Origin of the sequence: Meridianimarinicoccus roseus (genome assembly GCF_003172915.1) — a bacterium.
In the GTDB taxonomy this organism is placed as follows: Bacteria; Pseudomonadota; Alphaproteobacteria; order Rhodobacterales; family Rhodobacteraceae; genus Meridianimarinicoccus; species Meridianimarinicoccus roseus.
Genome location: NZ_QGKU01000036.1, coordinates 15,822 through 31,130 on the forward strand (window position 1 = coordinate 15,822; position 15,309 = coordinate 31,130).

Here is a 15,309-nt window from a genome sequence, read left to right on the forward strand (position 1 = left end):
CAACCTGTCAGAAATGGGAGGACGTGATGGCCAGACTAGTGGTCAACGGTGAAAGCCGTGAATTCGACGCGGGATCGGACATGCCCCTGCTCTGGGCGCTGCGGGATCATCTGAACCTGAACGGAACGAAGTACGGCTGCGGCGCCGGGCTGTGCGGCGCCTGCACGGTGCACATGAACGGCAAAGCCGTGCGCGCGTGCCAGGTCAGTCTTGGTCAGGCGGAAGGTGCCGAGATCACGACGATCGAAGGGCTTGATCCGAATGGGGATCATCGGGTGCAGCAAGCCTGGCGCGAACTCAACGTGCCGCAATGCGGGTTTTGCCAGTCAGGGCAGATCATGCAGGCCGCGGCGCTTCTTGCGGAAAACCCCAAGCCCAGCGACGAGGAAATCCTCAGCGCGATGTCCGGCAACGTGTGCCGTTGCGGGTGTTACCAGCGCATCGTCGGGGCGGTTCGCCTCGCCAGCACGGGGAGCTGAGCCATGCTTACGTATCTAGAAGATCTCGGTACCCTGGCGGTGCGCAAGGCACTGGACCTGACCGTTCAGAAGGTCTCGCGCCGCGGCTTTCTTGGTGGCAGCGCAACCTTCGCGCTGGCCGTTTACGCGACCGACGCAAGCGCGTTCGAGCGTTGGAAGACCGGTGGCACTGACATGCCCCACGGCGTGGTCGAGGATCCCATGGTCTTCGTGTCGATAGACGCGGACGGCACCGTGACGCTGGTCGCGCACCGGTCCGAAATGGGCACCGGGGCGCGCACGTCCCTGCCGATGATCATGGCCGACGAGATGGAAGCGGACTGGGACCGCGTGGTGATTGTGCAGGCCGAGGGGGACGAGCCGAAATACGGCAACCAGAACACAGACGGTTCGCGGTCCATGCGGCACCACATCCAGGCGGCGCGAAAGATCGGCGGGTCGGTCCGCCACATGCTGGCTGCCGCGGCGGCGGAGCGGTGGGGCGTGTCGGCAAGCGAGGTGGTAGTCGAGAACCATGTCGTGCGACACGGCGACAAGAGCCTCGGTTTCGGCGATCTTGCCGAGGCAGCCATGGCCATGCCCGTGCCCGCGCACGAGGACATCGCCTACAAATCGCCAGACGCGTTCCGCTACACTGGCAAGGGCGAGGTGCAGATCACTGACCTGCATGACATCACGACTGGCAAGGCGGTCTATGGCGGCGACGTGACGGTGCCGGGCATGAAGGTCGCCATGGCTGTCCGCCCGCCTGTGGTCGGCGGTAAGGTCGTGCGTTTCGACGCGAGCGAGGCGCTGGCGCTTCCCGGTGTCGTCGGTGTCTACGAATTGCCGCATTCCATCCCGCCCGCCGGTTTCGCGCCGCTTGGTGGTGTCGCGGTTGTGGCCGACGACACATGGACGGCGATAAAGGCCCGCGACCTGATCACGATCGAATGGGACGACGGCCCCCATGCCGGGTACAACTCCGATACCTTCATGGAAGAGATGAAGGCGACGGCGCTGGAGAAGGGCAACGCGCTGCGCACGCAGGGCGACCCCGATGGCGCTTTCGCGAACGCGGCGCGCGTGTTCGGGCACACATATACCGGCGATCACATTGCCCATATCGCAATGGAACCGCCTGTGGCGCTGGCGCAGGTGCAGGGCGGCATGGCCGAGATCTGGGCCCCGGTGCAAAGCCCCTACCAGGCGCGCACCGACATTGCCGCCGCGCTCGAGATGGATGTGGCGAACGTGAAGGTAAACGTGACGCTGCTGGGCGGCGGCTTCGGGCGCAAGTCCAAGGCCGATTTTGCAACCGAAGCCGCGCTGCTGAGCAAGATGGCGGGGGTTCCCGTCCGGATGCAATGGACGCGGGAGGACGATGTCCGGCACAGCTTCTATCACACGACGTCGGCCGAGCGGATCGAGGTCGCGCTCAATGCCGAGGACCGGGTGACGGGCTGGCGGCACAATTCTGTCGCGCCGTCGATCGTGTCGACCTTCGCGCCCGACAGCGGCTACCAGTTCCCCGTCGAGAACGGGATGGGGCATGTGGACGTGCCTTTCGATATCGCCAACATATCCTGCGAGAACGGCAAGGCGATGGCGCATACCCGCATCGGGTGGTTCCGGGCGGTGTCCAATGTGCCGCGTGCCTTCGCCATCGGGTCCTTCGTGGGGGAGCTTGCGGCCGAGCTTGGCCGTGACGAAAAGGAGATGTGGCTGGAACTGATCGGCGCGCCGCGCACCATCGACCCGGCGGCGTCCGGCTTCCCGGAAACCTACTGGAACTACGGCGAACCGCCGGGCCAGGGTTTCGACATCCAGACCGGCCGCCTTGCGCATGTGCTGGAAACGGCCGCAGCCGGGATCGGCTATGGCAAGGCGCTTCCCGATGGCGAAGGCATCGGACTGGCCGTGCACCGCAGCTTCGTGTCCTACGTGGGCTGCGCGGCGCATGTGAAGATGGTGGATGGGCGGATCACGGTGCCTGAACTGCACCTTGCCATCGATTGCGGTTTCGCGGCCAACCCCGAGCGGATCGCGAGCCAGATGGAAGGGGCGGCCGTCATGGGCATGACCGTTGCGCTCGACTCTTCCATCACCTATCGGGACGGGGCCGTCGTGCAGGCCAACTATTACGACTACGACGTGGTGCGCGCGGACAACTTCCCGCGCAAGGTGGTCACGCACATCGTGCCGCACGATTTCGCCACGCCGTCGACCGGCGTGGGTGAACCGGGCCTTCCACCAATTGCGCCGGCAATCGCGAACGCGGTGTTCAAGGCGAGCGGAACGCGCCGCCGCGGCCTGCCCATGGGCCGGACCATCTGACCGGCCGACTGTCTCGGGTGCCGCCGCTGGCGCCCGAGATGCCACCGCGCGCCCAGGCTCAAGGTGTCGCGCGCGCTCGACTTCCGGCAGAACGGGTCTTCGGGCCTTGCGAGCGGCCTACGGATCGTCCGCCAGGTCAGTTGCCGAAAATGGTTTTGCCGATGCCCAGGATAACCCCGTCGATCTGCTTGCCGACAGTGGCCAGCCCGTTTTCGATGGCGCCGGTCTGTGCGGGGGCCGCGCGCTGGGGCTGCCGCGGGCGGTCGCTGCTGCTGCTTGTGCGGACGGGCGCACGCAGGAAGGCCGCATAGGTCGCTTCAGTCTGGCTGGTCAGCAGTTGCAGTTGCACCGCGTTCAGATAGCCGCTGGAGTCCATGCCGTTCTGGGTCTGCCATGCGGTGATGCCGGCGCGGGTGCGCGGCCCGAAAATGCCATCCGGTCTGCCGACCTTCTGCCCGGCCGCGTTCAGCCGGGCCTGCACTTCGCGGAGTTTCTGCCGGTCCATTCCCAGGGCCGTCTCAGTGGCTTGCGATGCCGGGGCGCTGCGCGCGGCATCGCGGGGCTCCAGCCTGAGTGGGGCGCCCGGATCGTAGGCCCGCGTCACGATCGCTGTAGGTGCCGCCAAGAGCGGTTCGGCAGAGGCGGGCGCTTCTGCCGCTGCTTCCGCTTCTGCGATGACCATCTCTTCGCTGGCAGGCCCCCCGTCCGGGACGTCGCCGGACCGCGCAAGCCGTTCGATGGCCAGGCGGGCAAAGCGCGCGTAACGCCCGTCTGGGTGAAAGTCGAGATAGGCCTGATAGTCTTCAAGGTAGCCCGAATCTCGCGCGATATCGAACATGAACCGCTCTTCCTCCGCGCTGTCGTCGTTGGCTGCCGCGGTCGGTGCGCTGCCCTGTTCGGCCACCGCGACTGGCGCCTCCGCCACACGGTGCAGCACCACCTCGCCGGTGAAGGACTGATTGAACCACGGTCGCTGACGTCCGTTGGTGGCAGCGAAAACCTCTCCCGTCACGCGCGTCATGATGCTGGTGAAGGGGGTGTTCGGCGTGCCGATATGGTTCAGCAACGCCGAAGTGAAGGGCGAGTTCCGCCCGGCCCCGTCCTCGGCCACCTCGCCGGGGGCGGTGGCGAACACGATGCCGGTGCCGATGCCGGTATCGGTTACGTCCATCTCACCAAGGCCGCGCGTGGAGATGGACCGGGTCGCGCCGCCAAGGGATCGTGACAGGGTGTCGAACGGGTTGTCCCGGCAGGCATCGAGGATGATCAGGTTCGCGCCGTCGGAAAAGCTCATTTGGCGGGTCAGCAGGTCGATCGGGAACGCCTCGAAGTCGATAGCAAGCTCGTCTTCCATCCGGGCATCGACGGGGATCAGATAGTTCGTGCCGTCCACCTGGATGCCGTGCCCGGCATAGAACACTAGCGAGATGTCAGCATCGCGCGATGCGCGTGCAAATTCCTGCGTCTTCTGGCGCATCCCGGCGATCCCGAGGTCATATCCTTCGATGGTCACGAACCCGAGTGCCCGCAGGCGCGCAGCCAGTGCCTCCGCATCGTTGCGGGGGTTCGCAAGACTCGTGGTGTGGGCATAGGCGCTGTTGCCGATGACAAGCGCCACCCTTTCGGCCAATGCCTGAAGCGGAAGCACGGCGAGTAGTAGCCCGGCAATGGCCAGTCGCAGCCTCGAGTGTATGGAGAGGAGCAACATCGCGGAGGTCCTTTTGCTGCTTGCGGACGCGCGAACGCGCCCGGAAGACACTAGTTTGCCCCAGCGCGGATGATCTCGATGCGCTGGTTCATCGGGTCGGCAGGGTTGGTGGACCGCGTGCTGGATGCACCCGCGCCGGTCACCGTGACAAATCGTGAAGGGTCCAGATCGTAGAAACCGGTCAGGTGCTCAGCCACGGCTTGGGCCCGGCGGGCTGACAGCGGCTGCGCTGCGGCCGGTTTGTTGGGAAGAAAGGCATGGCCCACGATGTCAAACCGCATGCCGTCGAGGGACGGGTCGAGAAGCGCCGCGGCAAGTGTGCGCAGGGTCTTCATCCCGGCGATCGTGAGCCTGTGGGTGTCGCCTTCGAAGCCGACCAACAGGTCGACCGACGGGCCGTCGCCTTGCCCGGCGGCGACGCTGCGGTCAGTGCCTACGGTGGGCGACAGCGCCCCGGCAATCGCGGACGGCAAAAGGTCAGCGACGTCGTCCGCCCGTGCCGAAAGCACCGCGAGGACGAGGGCCAAAGCCGATATCAATGTTCCCATCCTGTGCATGAGAGAGCCGCGCCGCCTTCGTGTTTCGATGCAACCAGTGTTCCGCAAGCATTTTTGATACAAGTTATCTACGCTAGTCCCGAATCGCTGACTTGTCACCCTGCGGAGCGTTCGGCGCGCTTGGGGCCACTTTGGGCGCGCGAAATCGGCTCCGCCCGTGCGAGAACGGCCACTTCCGGCGGTGGCTTGACCAGCGCTGGGATGCCGGAAACGACGCCGCTCAGCGCCGCGGCGACCGCAAGCAGGCGCAAGTCTTGGCCGCGCCTGCCGCCCTATTGCAAGCAGACCGGTCCAGTCCGCAGGGAATGGAGGCGACCGGAGGATCCGCGATGCTTTTGGCATAGGCATGCGCAGGCCACTGATAATAGGCCTTTGTGCCCTGGCCATTCATTCAGGCTGGTGGAGGCGCTTTTACGACCGAGAGCTGACCATCACCGTCTTGACGGAAGCGGGTGTCGCTGCTCGCGAAGAACATCGCAGAGGCGCGGTGATAGGCCCCTTTCGGCGCAAACGCCCCGGCCAAATCCATGGCGGCAGGGCGCCGCGCCGCGGCCACGTCGGGGGATGTGCCAGGAGAAACAGCTGCCCGCGAAGCTCCGGCAAGATGCGATCCGCCTCTTGGCTGTCCGGCACGGCGTCGGTGCATTGCGCCAGGAACGGGACAATCCGGTTCAGGGAGGTGCAGGACATCTTGCGGATCAGTTACTCCAGTTCGGCCAATCTAATATCGTCCGAGACCGCGAAGCGCGGGGCCGAAAGGCCAGCCGCCCCTCTGCTGCACCAGTAGCAGCTACACTGACCGATGCCGTCTGACCTTGCCCGCTGGGCTGGACGGTCATCGCGCCGCAGGCAATGTGGGTCGGCTAGGCTATGCGCCCTTCTTTGATTGGATGAACGCCAACGTTCCGGCCCGAAGCCCTGGAGTTGCAGGCGAGCGAAATGATCGTCCTTGAATGCGCGGTCTGCGAAAAGCTCGGGCTAGAGTTCTTTGCCGGGCATGACGCCAGCATTCGGCGCGACTTTGCGGAAGTCGTCCGGCTTGGAGACGCGTAGTCTACGTCGCTGTGGATGTTCACCCATATTGAACTGCACCGCACGGTGAAGGTGCAAGCGTTTCTCCGGCATCTGAAGTCGACGCGGGAAGGCGTCGGCGCGGGCCTTTTCGCCAATGATCGTCTACAGAGGCCATCCTTTCTGTCAACAGAATGACCCAAGTTGTAAATTCTAGCGTCCAGCAGATTGCCGATCACGGCTTCCCTCAGAACCCGGCGCTCCGGCAGGCGCGCAATCGATACGTCCCAAGCTATCCACCGCGCGACGTCCGGCTCAAGGATGAGAATTGCTCAGTTGCCATCGATCAGGAGACCAGCGCCCGCTTCAGGGCGTCCCGATGCTCCGCCAGCGACCCGACACCATCCCGTAACTCAGCACCCGGAACGGGGCCAGCTTCAGCACCTGGACGATCCATGCCCTTCCAACGAACGCGACAGTTGGGGTGATTACAGGAAACGCCCCATTGCGATCGGCGGCGCGCAAGGGAGCCACGATGAGGGGTGCGTCGATGCCGATCCGGTCCGTCTGCAGATGACGACCAGTTTCTCGCCCTTCAGGCGGTAGTGATCGAACTGGGGCATGGCGACCGGACGATAGACGCTTGCGAACCCGGCAAGAGGCAAGCCCTCCTGCAAGAGTTGCTCGGCATAGGCAGCAATCGCGGCCTTGTTCTCGTCACTCCATCGGCGGTTGCGTTCCACTTTCGCGGCCTCGGAGATCGCCATCTCCGCAAGGCGCGACATGTTCAGGCAAGCGACCGGGGGGGCTGGCCACTACCTCAGGGTCCATCGTCGGGCTCACTTGGACCCGCCCCATGTCGAACTCCTGAGTGGCGCATATGAAAAATGACGATGACCCTGACGAATAAATCCAGAAAGAAAGCCCGGACGTTCGCCAACTTTCAGACGACGTCATGACGAGCGCATGGGTCACCCGGCCCGTTCTGTGGGACTGCGCCCAAAGCGGCCAGCGTGTTGCGATGGATGTCGATGCCCGATCAAGCGAGGAACCGGATCTGGCGAAACAGTGCGGATGAGCGGTGTACTCAATGACGGGCGCATCGGAGATCGCGCATTCGGTCGGAAGATCGTTGTTGACCAGATGCACCGGTGCGGATGCCAGGAGCTGGCCGAGAAAGATTGAAAAAGGCTTGACGAAACCGGTTTCGGAAGTTCCTACTTCGATGAAATTCGAGGGAGAGTTGTATGGATCGCAGGGTGACACTGCGCGATCTCGCAAATGAGCTTGGGCTGTCTAAGGGGACGGTTTCTCGCGCATTGAACGGGTATCGCGACATCAGCCCTGCGACTATTCGGCGTGTGCAGGAGGTTTCCGAGCGGATCGGATACCGCCCGCTGGCACTGGCACAATCGATCCGCACCGGGCAGTCACGATCACTTGGTCTCGTGCTTCAGATGGAACAGCATGACGCCCAACGGCCCTTTCTCGCCGAATTTCTGCGTGGGATAACGCGTACTGTGTCGGCGCAGAATTGGACGCTCACAATGGCGACGGCCGAGAGCGAGGAGGAAGGGCTCGAAACGTATCTTCGCCTGATCGACGAAAGAAAGGCAGACGGTTTCATCCTGCCGCGGACCCAGCGGCATGACCCCCGGATCGCCCTGCTGCGCGAGGCGGGCTGCCCCTTCGTGCTGTTCGGACGAACGGAAGATAGCGCCGATTGCGCCTGGTTTGATATTCGCGGTGGGCGCGCGATGCATCGGGCCGTTGCACGCCTGGTCGATTTTGGGCACAGGCGGATCGCTTTCGTGGGGGCCGACCCCACGTATACCTACGCCGCCAAGCGCCTCGATGGTTACTACGAAGGCATGGCCGAAGCCGGTCTGTCACCTATCGTGACAGCTGGGCACGCGACCGCGATGGACGGCGGCAACGCCCTTTGTGAATTGCTCGATGGGATCATTGTTCCGACGGGGATAATCTGCGCGACCGACCTTTTGGCCATCGGTGCCGTGCGGGCGGCTCAGGCGCGCGGTCTCACGGTCGGGCGGGATGTTTCCATCATCGGCTACGACGGCAGTCGCGAGGGCCAGTATCTCGACCCGCCTTTGACGAGCTTTGCTGTCGACCAGACTGCGGCGGGGGCGCGGCTGGCCGAATTGTTGATTGCGCGGGTCGGCGGCGCCGACCCCAAAGAGCTGCGGGAAACGGCGGATGCCGTTCTGCGGGAGGGCGGCACTGACGGTCCGCCACCGAAGGAATGAACCAACGGGAGGAACACCATGACAACAAACACACTTGCCCGGGCCCTTGTGGGCACCGCGCTTACGACTCTGATCGCGTTTCCTGCAGCGGCCGATATCCGTTTCTGGACGACCGAGGAACAGCCGGAACGACTTGAGCGCCAGCAACAGCTTGCCGCGGACTTCGAGGCGAAGTCGGGTATCGCCGTAGAGGTGATACCCGTCACCGAGAGCGATCTCGGGACCCGGGCCACCGCCGCTTTCGCCGCAGGCGACCTTCCCGACGTGATCTACCATACACTGCAATACACCTTGCCGTGGGTGGAAGCCGGGATCCTCGATGCCGAGACCGCTACGGAGGTCATCGAGGCACTTGGGCCGGATACATTCGCCCCCGGCGCGCTAGACTTCGCCGCCACCGAAGATGGGTACGCCGCCGTGCCTGTGGATGGCTGGACCCAGATGATCCTCTACCGCAAAGACCTGTTCGCAGAGAATGGACTCGAGCCGCCGACGACCTTTGCGGCGGTCACTGCAGCAGTCCAAGCGCTGCATAACCCACCCGAGATGTTCGGATTTGTCGCCGCGACCAAGGTGGACGAGAATTTCATGAGCCAGGTGCTGGAGCACGTGTTCCTCGCCAACGGCGCAAGCCCCGTTGGAGAAGGCGGCTTCACCGGGTTCGACGAGGCGGCGACAGTCGAGGTTCTGGAATTCTACAAGACAATAGCGGACGCCTCGCCGCCGGGCGAACTGTTCTGGCAGCAGTCGCGCACGCTCTATTTCTCGGGAGAAGCGGCGATGATCATCTGGTCGCCCTTCATACTCGACGAACTCGCCGGATTGCGCGACGATGCGCCCCCCACAATCACCGACGATCCGACTTCGACGGAGTTGGCGTCCAGGACCGGCATCGTGACGAGTTTCGCGGGACCGTCAAACCCAGATGGGGCAGCTTGGGCCGACGTGCGATACCTCGGTATCACGGTGGATGCGAATTTCGACGAGGCGAGACAATTCGTCGAATTTTCGATGAGCGAAGGATATACCCAGACGCTCGCAATTGCTCCAGAGGGCAAGTTCCCTGTCCGCCGCGGCACAAAGGACAGCCCCGAGGCGTTCATCGAGGCCTGGTCCAAGTTGCCGGTGGGTGTCGATCGCAAGGCACCGCTCTCCGAACTCTATGATCCCGCGATGATCGACGAGATCGTGGCTGGTCTCGACACCGCGCAGCGTTGGGGCATCGCAAATGGCCAACTCGCGCTCGCCTCGAAGATCGTCAACAGCCAGGTCATCAACCGTGCGGTGCGCCAGTTTATCGACGGGGAGATCGAAGCAAGCGCTGCCGTGCAGCAGATGAACGACGAACTCGCAGCGATCGAATAAGCTACAACGATGCGCGTGGGCTTGCCTGCGCGCATCGCCCGGAGGAGAGACCTATGACGGACGCTGTTCCACCAAAAGGCCGAGGTCCGCTAGCCCGGCGCGAGGCGCGCCTTGCTTGGGGCTTGCTTGCGCCAACCGTCGCCATCGTGTCGGCCGTCGTGATCCTTCCGCTCCTCGCAATCTTCTGGATTTCCTTTAAGCCGGTGGGCCTGGCGGACCTGCGTCCGCCGGCTCCGGTTGTTCGCGAAAGCTTGCGCGGCTCCGGAGACGACCTGCGCCTGCAATACCGGCTACGCAATTCGTCGCGCGATATTGCCATTTCCGGCGTGACCATCACCGACACCCTGCCGCCCGGCCTGTCGGTTCGCCAGGCGGACAGCCGTTGCGATGTGTCTGACGGCCAGATTTTCTGCGATATCGGCGACCTGAAGCCCGGCGGCCGCGACGAGATCGAGTTGTCCGTTGCCGCCGATCGCGACGCCGACGAGTTGGGCGAGGAGGCGGAAAGCAGCGCGCCGTCCGTTTCAGGCAACGCGCCGAATATCCTAACGAACGCAGAATTCACACTGGAGAATTTCGCGCGCATCTTCGACGGCGACGAGTTCTGGGGCGTGCTTGGCGTGACGCTCTTCTACGCAACCGTGGGTACGATCGGCGCTCTGGTGGTGGGTCTCTTCGCCGCGCTCCTGCTCGATCGATCCTTCAGGGGGCAGGGTGTGCTTCGCGGTCTCTACCTTTTTCCCTATGTCGCTCCAGTGATCGCGGTGGCCTTCACTTGGGTGATCCTGTTCGACCCGTTTTCGGGCTCGGCCAACGCGCTGCTGATCCGCATGGGCGTCACCGAGAGCGCGATCAACTTCTTCGGCGACCGGCCTCTAGCGCTGATCATGGTGACGATATTCGAGATCTGGCGCTACTTCCCGCTTTCCTTCCTGTTCATTCTCGCGCGGATGCAATCGATTCCCGAGGATATGTACGAGGCTGCGGACATGGACGGCGCTTCGCCCTTCCAGAAGTTCTGGTTCCTGTCGCTGCCCCAACTGCTGGGCATTCTGTCGGTGCTGTTCCTGCTCCGGTTCATCTGGACCTTCAACAAGTTCGACGACATCTTCCTGCTGACGGGCGGGAATGCGGGCACACGCACGCTCACGGTGAGTGTCTACGAACAGGCCTTCGCAGTGTCCAACATCGGCGCCGGAGCGGCAGTTGCCGTGGTGATCTTCGGCTGCCTGCTGTTGTTCTCGGCCTTCTTCTTCAAGGTTATCAGCCGGGAGGAAGGGCTATGAGCGCGCTCCGTCACGGATATGTCACCGCCGCGCTTCTCGGAATGTTCTGGACCGTGACCGTCGCGGTCACAGTCGCGGTCGCGATGTCGTTTCTGACCGGTGCGCCGTTTCGACCCTCGCTGCTCCTGTCGATCACGACCGGCGCACTGGCGGGTGTCGGCTGTCTCAGGGGGCGGGCTGGGATTGCTGTGGCGGCCGTCGGCTTGCTGGCGATTGGACTTCTGGGTCTTGGACCAGTCCAGACCGGCGAAGTCGGCCTGTTCTCGGACGCCGCAGGACAAGCGCTCGCCGCCGCCGCCGCGGTTCTCGGTCTACAGTCGTTCCTGCGCGGCTTGCCGTTTGGCAGGCTGACGCGGCACGAATTCGAGGAAGCGATCATTCGTTTCCTGACCGGGTTCGGCTACGTGTTCTTCACCGCGATCGTTGCCATTCCCTTCTACGTCATGGTGATGACCAGTCTGAAAAACCAGCAACAACTTGTGCAGAACCCGCTGGATTTCAGCATCGACCTGTCGCGGGGCTGGAACCTGTTCGACAGCTATGTCGAGCTTATGACGGTTTTCAATTTCGGCTCCTACCTGTGGACGAGTTTCTACGTTGCCGTGCTGACCGTCATTCTGACGCTCGCTTTCTCGATCCCCGGAGCCTACGCAGTCGCACGGATGCGGTTTCGCGGAGCTGCGGTCTTTTCGCGCTCGATCCTGTTGATCTACATGGTTCCGATGATCGTCTTGGCGCTTCCGATCTATATCGGCTACTCCATGGTTGGTCTTCGCAATTCGGTGATCGGAATCGTCCTGATCTACCCTGTCACCACGATCCCCGTAGCTCTGTATATGCTGCAGGGCTATTTTCGCGGTCTTCCCGCCGAGGTTGAAGAGGCGGGGCTAATGGATGGCCTGTCGCGGCTGGCGGTGATCTGGAAGATAACGCTCCCGCTGTCGCTGCCTGCGCTGGCTTCTGTGTCGCTCTATGTTTTCATGATCGCGTGGAACGAGTTCCTGCTGGCGTTCATGCTGCTTGACGATCCGTCGAAATTCACACTGACGCGCGGCATCGCCTCGCTCGACAGTTCGGAGATCCCGCGCCAGCACCTGATGGCAGGATCGGTTATCGCCACGGTGCCCATCATGGCAATTTTCCTTGGCCTCGAACGGTTCATGACCCGCGGTCTGACCGCCGGTTCGGTCAAGGGCTGAAAACAGTGCGAAGGAAAGCGAAATGAACGATGACGAGCTTGACGCCGTGGCGCGGGATATCCTGATTTCGAACGACCGCGGCGGTTACACCATCCCGACCGATGGGCTCTACCCGTTTCAATGGAACTGGGATTCCGCCTTCGCAGCATGGGGCTTCTCGACCTTTGATGCCCACCGCGCCTGGACGGAACTCGAAACCTTGTTCTCTGCGCAATGGGCAACCGGAATGGTTCCGCATATCGTGTTCCACAAAGAGGATGACGGCTATTTTCCAGGACCGGAGGTCTGGGGTGTCGGGACCACTCCCGCCACGTCGGGCATCTCGCAGCCCCCTGTTGCAGCCATTCTTGCGCGCCTCATCCATGATCGCGTGGATGGAACGGAGAGACTGCGCGCGCTCTATCCGAAGATGCTTGCATGGCACCGCTGGTGGCGCGAAAGCCGAATGGCTCATGGCATCACCTGCGTCACCCATCCGTGGGAATCCGGCCGTGACAATTGCCCGGACTGGGATCCCGGCATGGTCAATGTCGACACGTCGGGCATCGGCCCATATCAGCGCCGCGATACGGGCCATGTGGACGCCGCCATGCGTCCCGGCAAGGCGGATTACGACCGCTACCTCGCGATGGTGAAATTCGGTCGGGATTGCGGCTGGGACCAGAAGAGGATCCGCGATGACGGTCCGTTCTTGATGGGCGATCCAGCCATAACCTTTATCCTGATCCGAGCGAACCGGGATCTGGCCGCTATCGCTGAGACGTTGGGCGAGGACGGCTCCGAACCCGCCGCCTGGGCCGACGAGATGGAGGAGGCTCTGCCATGGCTCTGGAATCGGGATCTTCAGGCGTACGCCGCGCGCGACGTGCGCACCGGTGTCTTTGCAAGTGCGATCTCTTCGGGTGCGGCGTTGGGGTTGCTGGCCGGGGTCGAGAATGCGCAGATGGAGGCGCACCTCGCCGAAATGTGGGATCGCGTGCGCTACGGCATCCCGTCGAACGATCCGGCGGCTCCGAGTTTTGAGCCGCGCCGCTATTGGCGCGGCCCGACCTGGCCTGTTGTCAATGCATTGATCGCTGTCGGGCTGAAATCGGCCGGCCGCGATGCCGACGAGGCCCGGCTGCGTCGCGAAACCGCCGAATTGATCCGGCAAGGCGGCTTTTTCGAGTATTTCGACCCGATGGACGGCACGGCCTGTGGCGGGAACAGATTCACATGGACAGCCGCCATCTGGCTGGCTTGGGCCAACAGGGGGGATGCGTGATGGGGGCGATCCGGCTCGATCGTATCGAAAAGTGGTTCGAAGAGTTGCAGGTCATCAAGGGTATCGATCTTGAGATCGAGGATGGCGAGTTCATCGTTTTCGTCGGCCCATCGGGATGTGGCAAATCTACGCTGCTGCGCATGATAGGGGGGCTGGAAGAAATCAGCCGCGGCAATCTCGTCATCGACGGGAAAGACGTCACTTCCGATCCGCCCTCCAAACGCGGCCTGTCGATGGTCTTCCAGAGCTATGCGCTTTATCCCCACATGTCGGTTCGCGAAAACATGGGGTTCTCGTTGAAGACAGCCGGAGCGCCGAAATCGGAGGTCACGGAGAAAGTGGACGACGCCGCAAGCATCCTAAAGCTAGGCGATTATCTCGACAGGCGACCCAAGGCGCTGTCGGGCGGACAGCGCCAGCGCGTCGCCATAGGGCGGTCAATCGTGCGTGATCCGACTGCCTTCCTGTTCGACGAGCCACTTTCCAATCTTGATGCCGCTCTGCGGGTGGAAATGCGCTACGAAATTGCGAAGCTGCACCAGACACTCGGGCGCACGATGATCTACGTGACCCACGATCAGGTGGAGGCGATGACGCTTGCAGACCGCATCGTCGTGCTCGAATTCGGGACCATCTCCCAGGTCGGAACGCCACGTGAACTCTACGAGCGGCCTGCCAACCTGTTCGTCGCGGAATTCATCGGGTCGCCCGCGATGAATATCCTGCCTTGCATTGGGGTCGATGGCGGTCTTGCGCCGAAAGGGGGCCGCCGTATCGCCGGTAGCGAAGGCCGCGTTGGTGCGGTCAAGGTCGGCGTTCGGCCTGAGAACCTTCAGATCGTAGCCTCGGGCGAAGGGTTCATAGATGCCACGGTCGAGGTTGTGGAGTATCTCGGTGCCGACAGCTTCCTCATCCTTGGGACCGAAGCGGCTGGACAGATCACTCTGCGCACGGATGGAACGACGCGTGCAAAGCCGGGCGACAAGATGGGGCTCTCTCTGGCGGGAACGCTACACGCATTCGACAAAACCGGAAAAGCGCTGCTCCATGTCGAGTGAACCGCGCGCGTTGTTTTCGGTTGGGAAAAACACGCGAGTGTCTTCGGCTCATCAAGTTGTGGCCGGGCAGCATTATAAGCAACACTTGTCTGAACCGGCCCCCGTTTCAACCGGACACCTGGGCATGACCATGTAGGCTTAGGCATATGCCTGAGCACGTGCTTATGTCTGAGATAGAGATCATCACCGATGGCGGCCGTCGGCGCCGCTGGACTGCCGCCGAGAAGCTGCGGACCGTCGAGGAAACGCTGGAGGACGGCGCCAGCATCCCGGTCGTGGCGCGCCGGAATGGCGTAGCGCCCGATCTGCTGTATCGTTGGCGCCGGCTCATGCTCGAAGGGGGAAGTGTCGCCGTGTCCGAGGACGATGAGGTCACCAGCAACAAGGTCGTCCGGCAAATGGAGGAGCGCATTCGCGAGCTCGAACGGCAGCTCGGGCGCAAGACGATGGAGGTCGAGATCCTGCGCGAGGCGCTGGACAAGTCACGGTCAAAAAAACCTACCTGGCTCGCGCGGTCGCCGCGACCGGACGATTTCCGGTGAAGGTCGTGGCCGAAACCCTGGGCGTGGCCCGCTCGAACCTGATCGATCGGCTGAACGGGAGAACGAAGCCGCGGCGGCGCTATCACAAAGCGCAAGACGCGGCGTTGGTGCCGTTGATCATGGCGCTCGTGGCGGTGCGTCCGACCTATGGCTGCCGGCGGAGTTGCCAGTGGTTGCGCCACTGGTCTGAGCGACCACCGGCGACGCGATCCTGAACCGCCAGCTGCGCTCCGGAGGCCTGACCCCGGTCAACCACA

At 63.1% G+C, this 15,309-nt stretch carries 11 protein-coding genes and 1 pseudogene; 9 read left to right on the plus strand and 3 right to left on the minus strand.

Annotated features, from left to right (window positions below):
• Positions 1–26 precede the first annotated feature (26 nt).
• Positions 27–479: a (2Fe-2S)-binding protein gene (locus DKT77_RS11645; RefSeq protein WP_109811883.1), complete on the plus strand. Its 453-nt coding sequence runs from the start codon at positions 27–29 to the stop codon at positions 477–479.
• A gap of 3 nt (positions 480–482) precedes the next feature.
• Positions 483–2,795 (plus strand): xanthine dehydrogenase family protein molybdopterin-binding subunit, encoded by a 2,313-nt coding sequence (locus DKT77_RS11650; RefSeq protein WP_109811884.1) that lies wholly within the window; start codon positions 483–485, stop codon positions 2,793–2,795.
• Between the two features lie 136 nt (positions 2,796–2,931).
• Here DKT77_RS11650 and DKT77_RS11655 read toward each other — a convergent pair whose 3' ends face one another.
• The 3 genes from DKT77_RS11655 to DKT77_RS20995 form a co-directional block, all read right to left on the minus strand.
• A complete protein-coding gene (locus DKT77_RS11655) occupies positions 2,932–4,503 on the minus strand; it encodes a caspase family protein (RefSeq protein WP_109811885.1) in 1,572 nt (523 codons plus the stop codon).
• Between the two features lie 50 nt (positions 4,504–4,553).
• Positions 4,554–5,042: an OmpA family protein gene (locus tag DKT77_RS20990; protein ID WP_238547831.1), complete on the minus strand. Its 489-nt coding sequence runs from the start codon at positions 5,040–5,042 to the stop codon at positions 4,554–4,556.
• A gap of 1,517 nt (positions 5,043–6,559) precedes the next feature.
• Complete coding sequence (locus DKT77_RS20995) at positions 6,560–6,838, minus strand: type II toxin-antitoxin system CcdA family antitoxin (protein ID WP_238547832.1); 279 nt, start codon at positions 6,836–6,838, stop codon at positions 6,560–6,562.
• Positions 6,839–7,318: 480 nt separating this feature from the next.
• On the opposite strand from DKT77_RS20995, the gene DKT77_RS11675 reads away from it, so the two are divergent.
• The 7 genes and pseudogenes from DKT77_RS11675 to DKT77_RS11705 all read left to right on the plus strand — a co-directional run.
• Entirely contained in the window at positions 7,319–8,338 is a 1,020-nt protein-coding gene (locus tag DKT77_RS11675; RefSeq protein WP_109811887.1) for a LacI family DNA-binding transcriptional regulator, read from the plus strand.
• 18 nt (positions 8,339–8,356) lie between these two features.
• A complete protein-coding gene (locus DKT77_RS11680) occupies positions 8,357–9,703 on the plus strand; it encodes an ABC transporter substrate-binding protein (protein WP_109811888.1) in 1,347 nt (448 codons plus the stop codon).
• 53 nt (positions 9,704–9,756) lie between these two features.
• Entirely contained in the window at positions 9,757–10,989 is a 1,233-nt protein-coding gene (locus DKT77_RS11685) for a sugar ABC transporter permease (protein WP_109811889.1), read from the plus strand.
• Positions 10,986–12,188, plus strand: a complete 1,203-nt coding sequence (locus tag DKT77_RS11690; protein ID WP_109811890.1) for a carbohydrate ABC transporter permease — start codon at positions 10,986–10,988, stop codon at positions 12,186–12,188. The genes DKT77_RS11685 and DKT77_RS11690 overlap by 4 nt, the downstream gene beginning before the upstream one ends.
• Before the next feature lie 22 nt (positions 12,189–12,210).
• Complete coding sequence (locus tag DKT77_RS11695) at positions 12,211–13,452, plus strand: MGH1-like glycoside hydrolase domain-containing protein (protein WP_109811891.1); 1,242 nt, start codon at positions 12,211–12,213, stop codon at positions 13,450–13,452.
• On the plus strand, positions 13,452–14,510 hold the full coding sequence (locus tag DKT77_RS11700) for an ABC transporter ATP-binding protein (RefSeq protein WP_109811892.1): 1,059 nt from the start codon (positions 13,452–13,454) through the stop codon (positions 14,508–14,510). The genes DKT77_RS11695 and DKT77_RS11700 overlap by 1 nt, the downstream gene beginning before the upstream one ends.
• A gap of 146 nt (positions 14,511–14,656) precedes the next feature.
• A pseudogene (locus DKT77_RS11705) lies at positions 14,657–15,309 on the plus strand (transposase); the annotation flags it as partial.